This is a genomic window from Blautia acetigignens (genome assembly GCF_025566865.1).
Lineage (GTDB): Bacteria > Bacillota > Clostridia > Lachnospirales > Lachnospiraceae > Blautia_A > Blautia_A acetigignens.
Genome location: NZ_JAOQJM010000001.1, coordinates 267,895 through 284,948 on the forward strand (window position 1 = coordinate 267,895; position 17,054 = coordinate 284,948).

Consider the following 17,054-nt stretch of genomic DNA (forward strand, 5'->3'; position numbering starts at 1 on the left):
AGCTGTCAGATCATGGGAAGACGATATCATTTATCAAAAGCTGTTTCAAAAGACCAGACAAATGAAATCTTAAAAGAACTTACGGAGCGGGGCGATGTGAAAACTGCCTCAATTTCAGATGATGGACGTTATCTGCATGTAGACACCATTGATGGTGAATTTTCTGTAGTAATGTATTCTGCAGTAAACATCTGCAGCCGTATTGCAAACTGTGAACTGTCCTTCGAGGGATTTGACTATACAGCTTAAAAATATTTACAGAATGGAGAACAACGATTATGCAGCAATATACTTTAAAAATAGACGGAATGATGTGCGGAATGTGTGAATCTCACGTAAATGAAAGCATTCGAAATGCTTTTTCCGTAAAAAAGGTTACCTCTTCCCAGGCAAAGGGAGAAACCATCATCCTCACTGAGAAAGATCTTGATGAGAAGAAGCTGAAGGAAACCATCGATAAGACCGGTTATCAGCTGCTTTCCATCTCCAAATCTCCTTACGAGAAAAAGAAGGGTCTTTTTTCCTTCCTGAAAAAATAAGCCCTCTTTTCCATAATAATTAATAACCCCATAAAAAGACCCTGCTTACGCTCTTATAAAAGAAAAAAGCAGGGTCTTCCCATTCTCAATTCTATCATCCATCTATAAGCTTCAGCCCAGAATCTCAGGCAGTACAGACAGTCCGTATTCTGCAAGGCTGTGGTCTTCTTCACCTGTGCCGCCGCTGATGCCAAGTCCTCCGATAATGGTATCTTCGGATTTCAGCGGGACGCCGCCGCCAAAGATCACAATCTTGCCTCCATCCATCTTATCTACGCCGTAAAAAGTTCCTCCTGGCTGGGCAAGGGCGGAAAGCTCCATGGTGGACATCTTCACTGCCACGGAGGTATAGGCTTTCTTAAGTGCTACATCAAAGCTTACCAGAAATGCTCCGTCCATTACATGAACTGCAATGGGATTTCCGTCTGGTCCACAGACTGCGATCACTGCACGTTTGCCCCGGCGAAGTGCTTCCTGCTCAATCTTCTCGATCAGCTTCTTGGCTCCGTCCAGTGTAATTCTGCCGGAAACACCAAGACGTCTTAAAACTGCCTGGATCACGGCTTCATCTACAGAATCAGAAGAAACGCCGCCGGACGGCTGTGCCTTCTCTTTCGAAGACAGGGGCGTACCTGGCGCCTCATGATCAGCTGCGCCAGATAATCCCTTCCCAGACATACTGGCATCGGCATACCTTGCCAGCACATACAGATAGTCAGCCAAACGGTTCATATATTTCTTACTGCCGGAATCCGTACCGAACTTTACGCTTACTGCTGCAAGTGCGCGCTCAGCCCTTCTTGCAACAGAACGGGTCACATCAATCTGGGCAGACAAAGGACAGGCTCCCGGAAGAACGGAATCCTTCGGACAATGAAACAAACCTTCCAGACGGTCAATTTCTTCCTCCAAAAGCTCCGTCTTATCATCGTTGATCTTATATTCTCTGTTATAAGGATCTGCCACTCCTGCCGTTACTTTGACAAGATTTTCCTGAATCTTCTCCAGGAAACGGATAGTATCCCCGTCGCTTATCATGGTTTTCACCACACCGATATGGCTGGTCAGCTCATCTATGGTTCCCTTCAACTGGATTCGGTCATCCGATTTGGAAACATTTTTGGTATGGACAAGATTGGTGGTTCCCTTGTCTCCGCTTTTCGTATAAATACTCATATGGCACTCTCCCGGTCTTTTTGTTACCAGTACACTGAAAATAAGACAACCTAAGCTGTTGCCTGATGTTCACTATACTGGTAGGCTTCTCACTGTGTAATTGATAAACTGGCTTAAGACAGACCCGTTAAGTATCTGCCTTAAGCCCATTGCATTCATCAAAATACCGCCTGTGGCGATACCGCTTTTAGAATGACCACAGTTTCTTGTAAATCTTTACGATATCTTCCTTGGTAGGAACTCTCGGGTTCGCAGGTGTGCAGGCGTCTGCAAGTGCTGCGTCTGCCATCTTGTCGATAGCTCCAAAATATTCATCAGGAGAAATGGTTCCAAGTTCCTGAATGGTAAGCGGAATATTCATTTCCTTCTGCATGAACTGGATCCAGTTTACAAGAGATCTGACGGACATTACTTTGTTGTAATTGCTAAGACCCAGAATATGAGCAATATTTGCATATCTCTTCACTGCCGGAAGATATTCTTTCTGGCTCTTGCTGTGTTTGTTAATGTCTGCATTAAACTCAACAATATGAGGAAGAAGCATGGCATTGGCACGGCCGTGAGGAATGTGGAACACAGCTCCAAGCTGATGTGCCATACTGTGTGTAATTCCAAGTCCTGCTGCATTAAAGGAAAGTCCAGCAAGACAGGAAGCTACATGCATTTTCTGACGGGCATGCATATCGCTGCCGTCAAGGTAAGCTCTTAACAGAAAGACTCCGCAGATTTCAATTGACTTTTCTGCAAGAGCAGATGAAAATTCATTGTGATTGATACTTACATATGACTCAATGGCATGAGTCAGTACATCCATACCTGTATCCGCTGTAATGGAAGGCGGAACACTCTTTACAAGCTCTGCATCCAAAATTGCCTCATCAGCAGTCAGGCTGTCTGAGATCAGCGGATATTTCACATGATTTTCTGTATCGTTTACAACTGCAAAAGAGGTAACCTCAGATCCTGTACCACTTGTGGTAGGAATTGCAATAAGACCTACCTTGCCGTAATTGTTGATCTTCAGGGCAAACTCACGGATTGCCTTGGAAGAGTCAATTGCAGAACCGCCTCCAACAGCTACTACAACCTCTGGCTGATACTCCAGGAACTTCTTTACACCTACTGCAATTTTTCCTACCGGTGCATCCGGCACAACATCACTGAATACTTCAAACTCCTTACCACCGCGTTTCAATGGGTCTGTGATCAGATTGATCATTTCCCCTTTTGCGATGAATGGATCTGTGATCACCAGAACTTTTTTGTATGGCAGTTCTGCCAGTCTATCCAGGGAATTGTCACCAAAATGGATGACTGTTTTCATTTCAAAAGTTTTCATAATTCAATGCTCCTTTATCGGACAGCTTACGGATATCTGCACTCCACGCCCACCTCTTCAAACAGCTGCAGCCATTTGTCGGAAGGCTTTTCATCTGTCACGATGATATCAATGTCCCGCAATTTTCCTGCTACGGAAAACGCGGTCTGGTCAAATTTTGTATTGTCCACAACCAGGATTTTCTTACGTCCGGAATCCAGCATAGCTTTCTTCGCAGTTCCGAAAGCCTCCTGAGATTCCATTACTCCAAGCTTCTCATCAAGAGCCTTGCAGGAGAAAATAACGGTATCAGCAAAATAAGAGCGAATGACTTCTTCTGTGCGGGAACCAAGGAAAGCCAGGTAGCCTTCCTTCATCATCCCGCCTGTGGAAATAATATTCCAGCCTGACACATCAGCCAGTTCCAGAAGGATCTCCATGGAATTGGTGATCACAGTCAGGCGCTCTTTTTCTTTCAGTGCTTTCGCCACGAACACCGCAGTGGTGCTGGCATCCAGAAGCAGATGTTCCCCGTCATGCACAAGAGAGGCTACAATTTCCGCCATCTTTTGTTTTCCCACTACATTCTGGTTCTTGCGCACATTAAAGGGCAGGTCAATGCTCACATCTTCATTGATCACAGCACCGCCGTAGCTTTTGATTGCAAGACCTTCTTTTTCCAGCTTATCCAGATCTCGCCGGATGGTCTCCTCAGAAACCCCGTACATCTGACTAAGCTCGCTTACAACTACACGTTTTTCATCCTGTAGTTTTTCCAGAATCAGATTTCGTCTCTCTAATGCAAGCATAAGGTCTCCTCCGCGCTTATTTTTTTAGACCAGAAGCTTACAGAAGGCTGTCGATCATTCTCCTATCCGGATGTGCGATAACAGATGAATCCAGATACATGCCTTTTGCCGCAACCAGCTCTTTGGCTCTGTCAATAGATGCAGATACTGCAGAAACCTCACCAGTGATCATCATGTAAGATTTTCCGCACATACCTTTTGCAATACGAAGCTCAATAAGATCAACGATTGCAGTCTTTGCAGCCTGGTCTGCAGCTTCAATAATGGAAGCTGCATCATATGTTTCAAGAATTCCCAGTGCACTGATCTCCTCAACCTGAGTAGTTCCATAAATTGCCGGGAAAAGGGACTCATGTGGATTGCCCAGTACGAAACTGTCAATGCACTTGTCCTCGTATGTTGTTACAGCTGTATCAACGGCAGCTTTTACCGCACTGAGATCACCGGTAATAATTGCAATATATTTACCCGGACACACGGTCTGCGCCTCAACGATTTCTACATCAGATGTCTTAACCATTGCATCTGCTGCAGTAACGCCGGTAGCTGTAGTTTTGAATTCAATCATTCCGATTGCTTTACTCATTTTCTGCACGTCCTTTCTAATTCTTTGCAACTACGATCCAGCGATCTGTCACTTCGGTAACTTTACCGGAGATGGTTGCATGGATGCCAACACTTAAGCCCTGGGCAGGTTCTGCGATCATCTGACCTCTTGTCACCTGATCTCCAACCTTGACAATTGCCTTTGCAGGTGCTCCGATATGCTGGCTCAAAAGAATTTTTACCTTCGGAATCTCAACCAGTGTCTCGTCCATTGGTGCGTCCTTATCATATTTGGTAAGACCAAGACGTGCCATCAGGCGCTCTTCCGGAACCTTGCGGTATTCTCTGGATTCCTTAACCGGTACTGGCTGTACTCCCTGAGGAGGACGAATACCTGCCTGACGAAGTCCGCCCTTCATATCTGCAAGAAGTGTTCTTGGAGCAAGACTCTGCGGACATGCATACATTTCACAAACACCGCAGGAGCTGCAGAAGCTTGCATTGATGTATGGATTCATGTCTCTGAAATCATGATTGGATGCTGCACGCATGAAACGTGCCGGATCAATCGGATGTCCCAGATTGTTACGTGGGCAAAGGTCTGTACAGGTATTGCACTGGCAGCAGATAGATGCTGCGCGTTTCAAATCTATGGAAGAAGTCCGCATCTTCTTCTGTACGATTAAATGGTCTTTTGGCAGAACCAGAATCGCATTTGTTGTCTTCGTTACAGGGTCAGAACCTTTTCCGATTCTTCCCATCATCGGTCCACCAACAAAGTAAACCGGGTCTTTTACAGTAGTTCCGCCAGCCTGGGCTACTACATCATCCATGGTACATCCAAGAGGTACTCTTACAGTGACCGGATGATTTACCTCAGCTACAACAGATACATATTTGGATGTTACTGGCTCTTTTTTCTCTACTGCCTGATAAATGTTGTACAGTGTCTCTACGTTGAATACTGCAACTCCCTGCTCAATAGGAAGTCCGCCAGGTCTTACAACTCTACCAGTTGCCTCGTAGATCAGTACAACCTCGTCTCCCATAGGATATACCTCATCCAGAAGGTGGATGCGCATTCCCGGGAACTCCTCGATATGCTGTTTCAGAGCATTTACTGTCTGAACATAGGATTTCTTAATTCCAATAATGGACTCAGCAGCACCAACGGTCTCCTGAACCATATGGAAAGTTTTCATAATTTCGTAAGCGTGCTTCTCTAATAACTGTCTGTGTAATTTCAGTAAAGGTTCGCACTCTGCACAGTTCATAAGAATGGTATTAGCTTTGTCTGTCAGCTTCATGTATGTAGGGAATCCTGCACCGCCGGCACCAACTACACCATTCTCCTGTATAATATTCTGTAATTCTTTGATATCCATGGCGTTACTCCAATCCTGCACCGTCATCAACGATACCTACAATGGCGGCATCTACCGGTGCTGTTTCTACGCCGCAGCCAATTCTTGCCGCGCTTCCTTGTGCCACCAATACATATTCTCCGATTCCTGCACCGATAATATCGATTGCAACAATCTGGCTGAGGTCACCTTTCATGTGATGAACCGGTTCCACGATCATAAACTTATTGCCGATAAGCTTTTCGTTTTTTCTTGTGGAAACAACGCTTCCTACTACCTTGCCAACTATCATGTGAACCTCCAAATTTATGTCAGCACAGCCATGCAGCATCTGTACTGCCAGATCCCGCATGGCTGAACATCTTTATTTTCGTAATGAGGGGAAAATCCCCGACTGCATTACTTTATAATTGTAACTGTATTGCCTGTGGCAATTTTTGCTGCATTTGCTTCGTCTGTATCAATGTGCATTTCCAGTGTAAAGCTGTCGTCTACACGGATCTTCACCTGATTAAAAATGGTTCCTCTCTCATTGTCTGCCTTAACGGAAACAATATCTCCATCCTTCACTCCGGCTGCCTGGGCATCCTTCGGGGACATGTGGATGTGGCGCATTGCTACGATACATCCCTCTTTCAGATAAATTGCACCTTTCGGTCCGACAATTGCAATAGGAGCACTTCCCTTAACATCTCCAGACTCACGAACCGGCACTTTCATGCCAAGCTTGATTGCGTCTGTAGCTGATACTTCAACCTGGGAAGCCTTGCGGACCGGTCCGAGAATACGTACATTCTCGATTGCGCGCAGCTTAAGTCCAACGATGGTAACTGTCTCATTGGAAGCAAACTGTCCGCCCATCAGCTCTTTCTTCTTAGTAAGCTGATATCCTGGTCCGAATAAAGCCTCTACATGTTCCTGTGTCAGGTGGATATGTCTTGCGGAAACTCCGATCGGCACCATGAAGCCATTGCCTTTTTCTTCCTTTTTGTTAAGAGCGTCCAGCACCATTCTGGTGATCAGCTCAACATTATTGGTTTCCAAAAGTACACCTGCTTTCTTCCTGGATTATGTAATAATCTAGGCGTGGATTATTTAAGAACTGGAAGAATTTTCTCAACGTCTGTATGAGGTCTTGGAATTACGTGTGTAGCTACAAGCTCTCCAAGTCTGGATGCTGCTGCGCTTCCGCTCTCTACTGCAGATTTAACTGCTCCAACATCTCCGCGAACCATAACAGTTACAAGACCGGATCCGATCTTCTCTGTTCCAACTAATGCAACGTTAGCTGCTTTGCACATCTGGTCAGCTGCCTCGATAGCTGCTGTAAGTCCTCTGGTTTCTACCATTCCTAAAGCTTCCTGTGTCATGATTTTTTCCTCCTTATGAATTGCTGGTTTCTCAGCTTCTATATGTTTGGTTTCTGTAATCTTTTCATCTGCTGCAGTGGTTTTGGCTTCTTCCGCTTTTACCTCTGCGGCTTTTGCTTTTGTTGTTCTGGCCGTTCTTCTCGGAGCGGCTGCCTTTTTAGGGGCTGTTTTTTTCGCTGTCTCTTTCTTTTCTTCGTCAGCCATTATTCATCCCCCTTTTTCTTTCTCCATCGACTTGCGCTTAACTCCACCATTTTGACGATTTCCTCATGGGGATTGGCAATTACTGCATAGCTTGCCGGTTTCTTGATGGCATGTGTTGCTGCCGCTTCCACGGCTTCTGTAACAGCTGCCACATCGCCTTGTACAATAATGGTCACCAGTCGTCCGCCCAGCTTACGCTCCCATGACGCCAGCTCAACGTCTGCCGTTTTACACATGATGTCCAAGGCATCCATAGCCGCTACAACACCTGTGATTTCAATAAAACCATATGATTTACTCATGAGCGAACTCCTTTTAGTTCATTAGATGCTTGGAAGGATTTTCTCCACATCTGTATGAGGTCTTGGAATTACGTGTGTAGCTACAAGCTCTCCAAGTCTGGATGCTGCTGCGCTTCCACTCTCAACTGCTGCCTTAACAGCTCCAACATCGCCGCGAACCATAACAGTTACAAGACCGGATCCGATTTTCTCTGTACCAACCAGTGAAACCTCTGCTGCTTTTGTCATTGCATCTGCTGCCTCGATTGCAGCTGTAAGTCCTCTGGTCTCTACCATTCCTAAAGCTTCCTGTGCCATGATGAATTCCTCCTGATTTATCTCAACTATTCAAGTACGCTCCAGCGCACTTGCTGTGAGGTACCTGTCATGCTCCGCATGACTGTTCATTTTTATTATAGATGTTTCTTCACTGGTTCGCAATAACTATTCCTTATCCAGTGCGCTGATTTTCAGCATTTTTTCTGTACCGGTTTCCGGATTGGGTATTACATAGTGCTGTACCACACCAGTCATACTCTCTGCCACTCTGATTCCCGCTTCCACAGCTTCTGTTACATCAGATACGCTTCCGCGGAACTTGATGCAGACAAGGAGCGGTACCGGCAGACTGTCCGCATTTGCAGGTTTATTTTTATCAAAAACCTCCAGATGGACATTTGCTGCCTTACAGCCGGCGTCGGCCGCCACAAATGCTGTTGCCAGTCCGAACACCTCCAAGATTCCTACAGCTTCTGCCATCTTGATTCTCCTTTATCCGGCTATTATTTATTTACGACTGCGATCTTAAGACCGGTCATAGCAAGGTTCTTCTTTAATGCTTCATTGATCTCCTCAAGCGGATACTTGTCTGTGATCAGCTCAGACATTGGAAGTCCGATTGCGTTTGCTCTCTTAAGGAAGTCAAATGTTGTAACGTAATCTCTTAAGGTGTATACCCAGGATCCTACGATTGTGATCTCTTTGGAGCAGATATCAAAGTGCGGGTTGATTGTAGCATCTCCGCCGTTGATAAAGAATCCAAGCTCGCAGAGACCGCCGCCGTTACGGATGAATTTGTAGATGTTTGCATGAGCAACAGGTGATCCTGTGCACTGGAATGCAAAGTCTGCAAGATGTCCGCCGAACTGCTCTTTTACTGCCTCAGCAAGTGCTTCAATTCCTTTGTGCTCCATGAAGTTTACACTCATGGTAGCGCCCATTCTCTTAGCGAAATCAAGACGCTGCTGGTTTCCGTCTACTGCGCAGATGTTCTCGATACCCATGGTACGAAGAACTGCGATGCAGATCAGACCGATCGGTCCGCATCCCTGTACAACAACTCTGCTGTTGAAACGAAGGATACCAGTTGTTTTTGCTCTCTCAACTGCATGTACAAGTACTGCACATGGCTCGATCAGGATACGGGAATCCAGGTCAAGATCGCTTACGTTGAAGAATGTGCTTCCGAAGTTTCCGCCGCGGATAAAGATATAATCGGAGAACCATCCGTTCAGATGTACATCATCATCTGGAAGAAGTCCGTATACATCAGCTCCGCCAACGTTCTTCTTGTTCAGGTCGAACATTGTGATCTCCGGATCATCCTTGAAGATCATGCAGGTAACAACTTTATCACCGATCTTAACCGGTTTTCCAGCTGTATCTGTCTTAACGTTCTTACCCATAGCAACGATCTCACCAGTTCCTTCATGTCCAAGTGCAACCGGGATCAGGTTAAATGGGTCTCTCTTGAATTCGTGAGCATCTGTACCGCAAACGCCGCAGCCTTCTACTTTAACAAGGATATCGTCGTCACCAACTGGTGGAATCGGGTACTCTTTGATATCAAAATGCTCTTTCTCAGTAAGAACTGCAACGTGTGCAGTTTTCGGAATAGCGCCTGCCGGTGCTGCAGCCGGTGCCGGAGCAGCTGCTGGTGCAGAAGCTGCCGGAGCAGTTCCAGCCATTCCAGCAAGAACCTGTTTTACGATTTCTTCAATATTTACGTTATTCATATCCATTTTTATGTTTCCTCCTGTCAGCGAATGCAAAGGCTGTCTGCCATTACGCAGCGTCTTCTCTTGGTGAATGTGCTTGCGCTTGTAAGTCCCTCACCTGTACGGCTTGCGATTGTGAAGGTACAGTAGCCTTCTCCGCCGAATCCAAGTGCTGCATAAGAAGGTGCATTCTTAACCAGGATTGCGGTGTCGATTGCTTTCGCATATTTGGTGATATTATCAATGTTCTTGGAATGAATGTGTGCAGAGTGGCGGTTGCCATGCTCAAGCCATACAGCCTGCTCTACTGCATCATCAAAATCTTTTGCTCTCACAACGCCAAGGATTGGCATCATAAGCTCTGTAGCAATAAGCGGATGTTCCTTCGGTCCTTCGAATACGATGCAGCGGATGTTTGCAGGAGCATTTACTCCGATCATGGAAAGTAATGTCTTCGCATCACGTCCTACGCATTTACGATTCAGCTTGCCGCCTGCAAGAACAGTCTCAACAAGTTTGTCCTGTTCTTCCTTAGAAGCAAGATAGCAGTCATTCTCGCTTACCAGATAATGCATCAGCTCATCTGTAATAGAAGCAACTGCAACGATCTCCTTCTCTGCGATACAAGGAAGGTTGTTATCGAATGTACAGCCGTTTACGATATCCTGAGCAGCTTTTCTGATGTCAGCTGTCTCATCTACAACTGCAGGTGGGTTTCCTGCGCCGGCGCCGATTCCACGTTTTCCAGAGGAAAGAACTGCGGTAACTACGCCAGGGCCGCCTGTTGCTGCGATCAGCGGGATATCTTTATGTTTCATCATGATATTGCTTGTCTCTAATGTAGGTTTCTCTACTGTTACTGCGATATTGTCCGGTCCGCCGGCTTCCAGGGAAGCCTCGTTCAGAAGGTTGATCGCATAAATAGAGGTCTTGATTGCTGCCGGATGCGGGTTGAATACAACTGTATTTCCGCCTGCCAGCATGCCGATCGTATTACACAGAATGGTCTCACTTGGGTTGGTACATGGAGTGATTGCTCCGATCACACCGAATGGTCCCATCTCGATCAGAGTAAGTCCTCTGTCGCCTGACCATGCTGTAGTGCTGAGATCTTCTGTACCTGGTGTCTTATCTGCTACCAGATGATGTTTGAGGATCTTGTCCCCAACATTTCCCATTCCGGTCTCATCAACACCCATACGTGCAAGGATTTCTGCATTTTCTTTTGTTTTTCTACGAATGCAGGTAATAATTTTTTCTCTCTGGTCCAAGGACATTTTCCGAACGATTTTCTGGGAAGCTTTCGCTGCCTCGATAGCCTCGTTCATATCTTTGAAAATTCCATGTTTACCGGCCGGAGCTTCTGCAATCTGCATTTTCGCCATAACTTCCTGTACAATGTCCTGTACCATGCTCTCGCTAATTGGCATGAGATTGTTCCTCCTTAAAGGTTTCACGCAGCCGCCTGGTACCACTCCGGGCAGCCGCATTTCTTATTTTTCAGATTATTTCAGGCCTAACTGTGCCATAACCTGTTTTGTGATCTTAGCTACTAACTCTGCATCTGCATTAGCGTTGTTAGCTGTGTCTGCTGTCGGAGCATCGCTTCCGCCAACGAAATCATACTGATATCCTGGGAACTGTTTGTAGTCCTCGTTGTGGCAAGCGCCGCCGCAGTTGTGGCAGTTCAGGCCGTCTTTGTTCTGACAGAGGTTTGCAGGATGTTTTCCAGGCATACCGAATTTACGACGGATCTCATAAAGTTTCTTGATGTTCTCTTTATCGAATTCCTTCGGGCCGCCAAGAAGTTTGCTCTGATACAGAAGCTGTGCGTAGAACTCTACGGATTCCATCTTCATGTATGCAGCGTTCAGATCTGTGCTCCATGTAAGAGCTCCGTGGTTCTCAAGAAGAACTGCATCGAAGTATGGAAGGTATTTCTCAAGGTTATCCGGAATCTCCATTGTAGAAGGTGTACCGTACTCAGCGATCGGAACGCATCCAAGAGCGATAACTGCCTCTGGCATGATCGGCTGTGTAAGCGGGATTCCTGCGATAGCGAAGGATGTTGCATAAATTGGATGAGCATGTACAACAGATCCTACATCCGGTCTCTTCTCATATACTCTCATATGCATCTTGATCTCAGATGATGGTTTGAATCCTGGGTTAGCCTGGATAACATTTCCTTTTGCATCAACTTTACAGATGAACTCTGGAGTCATGAAGCCTTTGGATACACCAGTAGGTGTGCAAAGGAACTCATTGTCGTTAAGCTTTACAGAGATGTTGCCATCATTTGCTGCAACCATGTTGCGGTTATAGATTCTTCTTCCGATGTCGCAAATCTGTTTTTTGATTTCGTATTCGTTTACCATGCTTTTTTCCTCCTTAAGCACATTCAGGTGCGGTGGATTATGTATTTTATAGTACCGCACCGGGTAACTTATCATGGCTGGACATAGTCAGCCTGTTACTTTTATGGTTATGTTGTAAGTTTACACCATTCCACATCATAAGTCAAGGTTTTTCCGTTGTTTTATGTTGTTTTGTGTGGAATCTTTGGAGAATTGCTATGTTGTTTTACGTGGTTTTGATATTTTTCCCACATTCTCAAGGTTTGTTTTCTTTGCTTTCTTCTGTGCTTTTCCCGGATGGTTCTTCAGAAGTATCCTCAGGCTCATCCAGGTCCGCCTTTGGCTTTCCAGGAGCCTCTTCCCAGGGCATTACATCTCCCTCTTCCCGGAGATATTCCAGGATTTCCGGGATGCCTTCCTGCTGCTTGGAATCCACATAAAAGATCTTTTTGCAGCCGGCCAGCTGCAGCCAGGAGGTTGCCAGCTTCACATTGGCCTGGGGATTATGGATCTTGGTGACAATGCCGATCACCTCGCGGTTGGCCATGCAGGTGATGCATGGGGGAAACAGGCAGTACGGCTCGATAGCTGATACCAGAAGTCCCACAACATCGGATTCATATGTATACAACGCCAGGGCGTGTCCAAGCCCTTGGGTCTGGGCATACTCTCCTGGCGTGTCTACGATTACATCAAAATTATTTACATATTGTGTTTTGTGATAGTGTATTTTTTCTCCGCGCAAAGCCTGGGTCAGGGTTGTTTTGCCAGCTTCGCTGCGGCCGATGAGAACCAGTTTCTTCATATTATATCAGGTCCTTGTGATCGGGCATAAGGTAAAGCCCAGCTTGTTTCCCACATAGTCCAGAATGGCGCTTGTGGAAGCTTCCACCTCAGATACAGTGCCTGTGATGATCAGGCTTCCGCTGAAGCGGTCTACAAAGCCCAGCTCAATGCCGGATGACTTCATGGCAATGTCTGCCATAATAATGGCTGTCTCTGCAGGGCTGACAGTCATAATTCCAATGGCTGCCCTTGAATAATCCAGAGACGGGTCAAGTCCTAATTTGGTGTAAAGAATCTTATCCGGATTGGCAATGATATGTGCCAGGGAAATCTGCTTGCCTGGTACAAGCTCCTGCACAATGCGCTGCTTCATTTCCGGAGACATGTTATCTGTATATCCCATTTTTCCTCCTGTCTGAAACTTTGGCTGATCCTGCCGTCAGCATACAGCATTCCCATACCTGAAAGTTTAATATATATACAAAATCTTTTGCTGTTTTTCTACCGTAATTATACTATCCGGTGTTTTGACTGTCAACAAAAAGCAACACTTTTCCTACACATATATGTGGTTTTTCTTGTGTTTATGTGTTGTTTTTATTTGTTTTTCCAAATTTTTCTTATTTTACAGTTGACAGTCTTTTTCTGCTCTGTCATACTGAAAACAGTACAGGCATTCACAGCTTTTTAAACTTTCCGAATGCACAGACTTCTTAACAGGAGATGATTTTTTATGTATCTTTCCGATATGCATACCCACTCTATCGCAAGCGGGCACGGAACAAGCTGCACCATCAGCGACATGGCTAAGTCAGCTTCACGCAAAGGGTTAAAGCTTCTTGGCATTACAGACCACGGGCCAGCTACTCTTGCAGCAGGAACCGCGTCTTATTTCCGCAGTCTTACTTATTCGCCGCGGAAGCGTTTTAATGTGGAATTATTATATGGGATTGAACTGAATATTTTGGATGTGAACGGCAAGGTTGACCTGGAGCAGGAGCTGCTTGAGAAGCTGGACTATTCTATTGCCAGCATACACGCCCAGAATTTCCATCCAGCCAGCAAAGAGGAAAACACCAAAGCCTTTCTTAATGTGATGAAAAATCCTATGGTAAAGATTCTGGGGCATATTGATAATACCCAGTATCCGGTAGATTATGATGCAGTTGTAAAGGCAGCCGGAGAAAATGGGGTTCTTCTGGAGATGAATGAGGCTTCTCTTGCGCCTTATGGCTATCGCGGAGATACCCGCAGCAACTGTGCGGAAATTTTAAGATGCTGCCGCAAATATCTGGTTCCAATTGTACTGTCCAGCGACAGTCATGGGGCAGAGCATATTGGGGATTTCACTTATGCGGCAGATTTTGTCCATCAGGCTATGTTCCCGGAGGGACTGATCCTGAATAACCAGATTCCGAAGCTGAAGATGATTCTCAGTATGCGGTAGTGTGTGATTGTTCAAGCAAACGACTTGTTAGTAAATACCGCTCCTGCTAATTTTATCTGCAAAATAAAAAGTTTCCCTGCACCCAATTTGTGGGTAGGGAAACTTTTTGTTTTACTTTTCTTTTACGTCCTGATTTTCACGTACCTTCTTCATCAAATCAGCCAGTTCCTGATACTTCCCGGTGACATAGCCATAATTTTTCCGTTTGTGGGGAAGCTGGCAGTTAGTGCAGTCCTTGAAGCCTTTTTCGTTGTAGTGGAAATTCCCGCCGCATTTATCCCCTAATGCATAGAGTGGACAATAGCAGAACAGGCAGTTGAAATCCTCCGGATCTGCGCCTTTATGACAGGGAAAAAATTCGCAGTTCTTATGACTGAAGTAGGAATATTCCTTGCCTTCCCAATAATTCTTTTCCATTTTCCGGCTCCTTTCTCATCTGCCCTAACAAATTCCTTTTCCGCAGGATTTTTATAGTAGAAATCTTCTATATCATTTTCAATTAAATAAAAAAATAACCGCTTACGCGGCTTCAAAATTCTCGCAGATATTTAAGAGGGAGCGATGCTACTCCGGGGTAGAATATGACCCGTTCATATATACGCGGAGGGAACGGTTTCATCCAAAGTAGTATCGCCTGCCATTTAATCTGTATAATTCATCTGAACAGGCGATATTCCATAAAAAATGTCCACTCACAAAAGCGGACAACATTCCAGGGCTGCGGATTCCCTAAAACTGGTTGTTACACTTTCATCGGAAGTTTAACCTCGCCATACTAAGCAGGTTTCCTGGCTCCAGAATCATCGCATCATCTCTCCTTCTCATGCATACGCACAATGGACTCTGAGACTTGCTCCTCTGTTACAGTGACCGGATCGCTCAGGTTTCTCACCTGATTCCCTCTTTCTGCCAGCTAATAGCTACCAGCACTTAATATGTTCAATATGGAATTATACTGACATCATAGTACCACCTGCCTAAGTATTTGTCAACCCGTAATCTGTTATTTATTTATCAAAATTATGGAAAGCAAATTCCGCTTTTATACTCTGTTTCGGACACCCTCAAGTTTTCACCATAAAGCCCAAAACAATCCCACCATCAAAAAACCTCCCGGATTCCATAGCGAGGATCCGGGAGGGATTCAAATTCTTTCATTAAATATGCCCGCCGATGCAGGTACTGTATTTATTCAGGCCTATGCTGCAATTACACAAGACGTCTTACAGATGTAATGGTTCTGTATGCAGCATTGTCGCTGATCTTGATTCCGTCTCTGGAGTTGGACGCGTGTACAATCTGTCCATTTCCCATGTAGATTGCGACATGACCGCCGTAGCAGATCAGATCTCCTGGCTGTGCATCTGCATAGGAAACTTCAGTTCCTGCATTCTGCTGCTCATAGGAAGTTCTCGGAAGGCTGACGCCGAAGTTTGCATATACGCTCTGTACGAACCCAGAGCAGTCAGCACCATTTGTCAGGCTTGTTCCGCCCCATACATATGGATTTCCAACAAACTGTGTTGCATAGTTCACTACAGAAGATCCTGAGCCGGAAGAACTGCTGGATGAGCTGCTGGAAGAACTTTCAGAGTAGCTGTCATAATCTACTGTATTATCGCTGTCGATTACGTTTCCATACTCATCATATTCATAATCAGAAGAAGAATCAGAGCTTCCGCTTACAACGTCTCCATCCTCGTCATACTGAACATCTGTATCTGAACTGTCGCTGTAGTCCTCACTATCATCTTCACTGTAGTCATCATAGCTTTCATCACTCTGTGACTCTTCTGCTTCCTGTGCGGCAGCTGCTGCAGCAGCTGCTTCTGCCTCTGCCTGACGTCTTGCCTCTTCCTCAGCTGCAATACGCTCTGCCTCAAGCTGCTCGATCTCAGCCTGCTGCTCTGCAAGAAGGTTTGCATACTCGGTAGCCTGCTGCTGCGCGTATGCGATCTCATTCTCGCAGTCAGCACTGTTTGCACGGGTTACATCCAGCTGATACTGAAGATTGGACTGCTGTGCCTCATACTCCTGTTTCATTGTCTCGAAATCAGCTTTCTCCTGCTCGTACTGATCTTCTAACTTCTGAACCTCTTCAATGGTTCTCGCATACTTCTGAAGGCTCTCTCTGTCCTGCTCATACATCTGCTGTGTGTACTCTGCCCTGGTAAGAAGATCTGCAAGGTTGTCTGCGTTGAGCATCATCTGGAACCATGCATTGTTTCCGCCTTTTTCATAAAGATACTGGATACGTTTCTTCATGGAGCTGTACTGTTTATCCTTGGCGTTCTGTGCCTTAGTCAGGTCGCCCTGGGTTTTCTCAATTTCCGCTTCCTTGGAAGCAATATCATTCTCAAGAGTCTGAATGGAAACCATGACATTAACAAGATCGGAATTCAGGGAATCGATCTGGCTCTCAAGCTGCTGTTTCTGCTCCCAGAGAGCATTCATACGTGCATATGTAGCATCCAGCTGCTGGCTTGTCCAAGCCTGCTCTTCTCTTAAGTCGCTCTCGCGGTCAGCCATTACGCTTACTGCCTGTGAGCCGCACATTAAAATTGCCAGTGTCAGACATACAATTCTTTTCTTCATGTTTCGTCACCCTCATTTTTTAATCTAAATATCTAAATTTGTAATATGTTTGCAATATTTCAATCAATCTTGCTACATATTAACACAGCTTCGCAAACATTTCAACCCTAAAATGCAATAAATTTTAAATTTCTGTAACATTTCGTAATATATTCGTATTTCATTTGCCAGAAATACAGCGTTCTTATAAGCAAAATCCCACAACCGTAAATTGATTTTTGTAATTCGTAATACTCAAAAAGGAGGAAACCAGTTTCAAACTGAT

21 protein-coding genes and 1 riboswitch are annotated in these 17,054 nt (G+C 45.4%); of the genes, 3 read left to right on the forward strand and 18 right to left on the reverse strand.

Annotation, left to right across the window (positions count from 1 at the left end; genetic code table 11):
• Positions 1 to 12: 12 nt before the first annotated feature.
• Together OCV70_RS01185 and OCV70_RS01190 are read left to right on the forward strand one after the other, a co-directional pair.
• A complete protein-coding gene (locus OCV70_RS01185) occupies positions 13 to 249 on the forward strand; it encodes a hypothetical protein (RefSeq protein WP_117850733.1) in 237 nt (78 codons plus the stop codon).
• A gap of 29 nt (positions 250 to 278) precedes the next feature.
• Positions 279 to 539, forward strand: a complete 261-nt coding sequence (locus OCV70_RS01190; protein ID WP_021924666.1) for a heavy-metal-associated domain-containing protein — start codon at positions 279 to 281, stop codon at positions 537 to 539.
• A 111-nt stretch (positions 540 to 650) separates the two neighbouring features.
• On the opposite strand, the gene OCV70_RS01195 is transcribed toward OCV70_RS01190, so the two are convergent.
• The 16 genes from OCV70_RS01195 to OCV70_RS01270 form a co-directional block, all read right to left on the reverse strand.
• The gene (locus OCV70_RS01195) at positions 651 to 1,715 is read right to left on the reverse strand and encodes a cob(I)yrinic acid a,c-diamide adenosyltransferase (RefSeq protein ID WP_021924667.1); all 1,065 of its coding nucleotides are present in this window, start codon (positions 1,713 to 1,715) and stop codon (positions 651 to 653) included.
• 187 nt (positions 1,716 to 1,902) lie between these two features.
• Entirely contained in the window at positions 1,903 to 3,054 is a 1,152-nt protein-coding gene (locus tag OCV70_RS01200; RefSeq protein ID WP_021924668.1) for a 1-propanol dehydrogenase PduQ, read from the reverse strand.
• Between the two features lie 26 nt (positions 3,055 to 3,080).
• Positions 3,081 to 3,842 (reverse strand): DeoR/GlpR family DNA-binding transcription regulator, encoded by a 762-nt coding sequence (locus OCV70_RS01205; protein ID WP_021924669.1) that lies wholly within the window; start codon positions 3,840 to 3,842, stop codon positions 3,081 to 3,083.
• A gap of 37 nt (positions 3,843 to 3,879) precedes the next feature.
• Positions 3,880 to 4,428: a BMC domain-containing protein gene (locus OCV70_RS01210; protein ID WP_117850741.1), complete on the reverse strand. Its 549-nt coding sequence runs from the start codon at positions 4,426 to 4,428 to the stop codon at positions 3,880 to 3,882.
• A 16-nt stretch (positions 4,429 to 4,444) separates the two neighbouring features.
• Positions 4,445 to 5,773 (reverse strand): 4Fe-4S dicluster domain-containing protein, encoded by a 1,329-nt coding sequence (locus tag OCV70_RS01215; RefSeq protein WP_117850744.1) that lies wholly within the window; start codon positions 5,771 to 5,773, stop codon positions 4,445 to 4,447.
• A gap of 4 nt (positions 5,774 to 5,777) precedes the next feature.
• Positions 5,778 to 6,044, reverse strand: coding sequence for a EutN/CcmL family microcompartment protein (locus OCV70_RS01220; protein WP_117850917.1), 267 nt, complete (start codon positions 6,042 to 6,044; stop codon positions 5,778 to 5,780).
• Positions 6,045 to 6,151: 107 nt separating this feature from the next.
• The gene (pduL, locus tag OCV70_RS01225; RefSeq protein WP_117850748.1) at positions 6,152 to 6,796 is read right to left on the reverse strand and encodes a phosphate propanoyltransferase; all 645 of its coding nucleotides are present in this window, start codon (positions 6,794 to 6,796) and stop codon (positions 6,152 to 6,154) included.
• 47 nt (positions 6,797 to 6,843) lie between these two features.
• Positions 6,844 to 7,122, reverse strand: coding sequence for a BMC domain-containing protein (locus OCV70_RS01230; RefSeq protein ID WP_005427721.1), 279 nt, complete (start codon positions 7,120 to 7,122; stop codon positions 6,844 to 6,846).
• 203 nt (positions 7,123 to 7,325) lie between these two features.
• Positions 7,326 to 7,628: a BMC domain-containing protein gene (locus OCV70_RS01235; RefSeq protein ID WP_117850750.1), complete on the reverse strand. Its 303-nt coding sequence runs from the start codon at positions 7,626 to 7,628 to the stop codon at positions 7,326 to 7,328.
• A gap of 21 nt (positions 7,629 to 7,649) precedes the next feature.
• Positions 7,650 to 7,925 (reverse strand): BMC domain-containing protein, encoded by a 276-nt coding sequence (locus tag OCV70_RS01240; RefSeq protein ID WP_117850752.1) that lies wholly within the window; start codon positions 7,923 to 7,925, stop codon positions 7,650 to 7,652.
• A 126-nt stretch (positions 7,926 to 8,051) separates the two neighbouring features.
• A complete protein-coding gene (locus OCV70_RS01245) occupies positions 8,052 to 8,366 on the reverse strand; it encodes a BMC domain-containing protein (RefSeq protein ID WP_117850755.1) in 315 nt (104 codons plus the stop codon).
• A gap of 23 nt (positions 8,367 to 8,389) precedes the next feature.
• Positions 8,390 to 9,628, reverse strand: coding sequence for a zinc-binding dehydrogenase (locus OCV70_RS01250; RefSeq protein ID WP_173765987.1), 1,239 nt, complete (start codon positions 9,626 to 9,628; stop codon positions 8,390 to 8,392).
• A gap of 17 nt (positions 9,629 to 9,645) precedes the next feature.
• Complete coding sequence (locus OCV70_RS01255) at positions 9,646 to 11,034, reverse strand: aldehyde dehydrogenase family protein (protein WP_117850760.1); 1,389 nt, start codon at positions 11,032 to 11,034, stop codon at positions 9,646 to 9,648.
• Positions 11,035 to 11,109: 75 nt separating this feature from the next.
• Positions 11,110 to 11,982 (reverse strand): class II aldolase/adducin family protein, encoded by an 873-nt coding sequence (locus OCV70_RS01260; protein ID WP_117850762.1) that lies wholly within the window; start codon positions 11,980 to 11,982, stop codon positions 11,110 to 11,112.
• Positions 11,983 to 12,217: 235 nt separating this feature from the next.
• Positions 12,218 to 12,766 (reverse strand): EutP/PduV family microcompartment system protein, encoded by a 549-nt coding sequence (locus OCV70_RS01265; RefSeq protein ID WP_021924990.1) that lies wholly within the window; start codon positions 12,764 to 12,766, stop codon positions 12,218 to 12,220.
• A 6-nt stretch (positions 12,767 to 12,772) separates the two neighbouring features.
• Positions 12,773 to 13,150, reverse strand: a complete 378-nt coding sequence (locus OCV70_RS01270; RefSeq protein WP_021924989.1) for a BMC domain-containing protein — start codon at positions 13,148 to 13,150, stop codon at positions 12,773 to 12,775.
• A 330-nt stretch (positions 13,151 to 13,480) separates the two neighbouring features.
• On the opposite strand from OCV70_RS01270, the gene OCV70_RS01275 reads away from it, so the two are divergent.
• Entirely contained in the window at positions 13,481 to 14,194 is a 714-nt protein-coding gene (locus OCV70_RS01275; RefSeq protein WP_021924988.1) for a phosphatase, read from the forward strand.
• Between the two features lie 111 nt (positions 14,195 to 14,305).
• Here the strand turns inward: OCV70_RS01275 and OCV70_RS01280 are convergent, their stop codons facing one another.
• Positions 14,306 to 14,611 carry a cysteine-rich small domain-containing protein gene (locus OCV70_RS01280; protein WP_021924987.1) on the reverse strand — a complete coding sequence of 102 codons (306 nt, stop codon included), beginning with the start codon at positions 14,609 to 14,611 and terminating at the stop codon, positions 14,306 to 14,308.
• Positions 14,612 to 14,955: 344 nt separating this feature from the next.
• Positions 14,956 to 15,143, reverse strand: a riboswitch (cobalamin riboswitch).
• A gap of 260 nt (positions 15,144 to 15,403) precedes the next feature.
• Positions 15,404 to 16,789, reverse strand: coding sequence for a C40 family peptidase (locus OCV70_RS01285; RefSeq protein WP_021926132.1), 1,386 nt, complete (start codon positions 16,787 to 16,789; stop codon positions 15,404 to 15,406).
• Positions 16,790 to 17,054 lie beyond the last annotated feature (265 nt).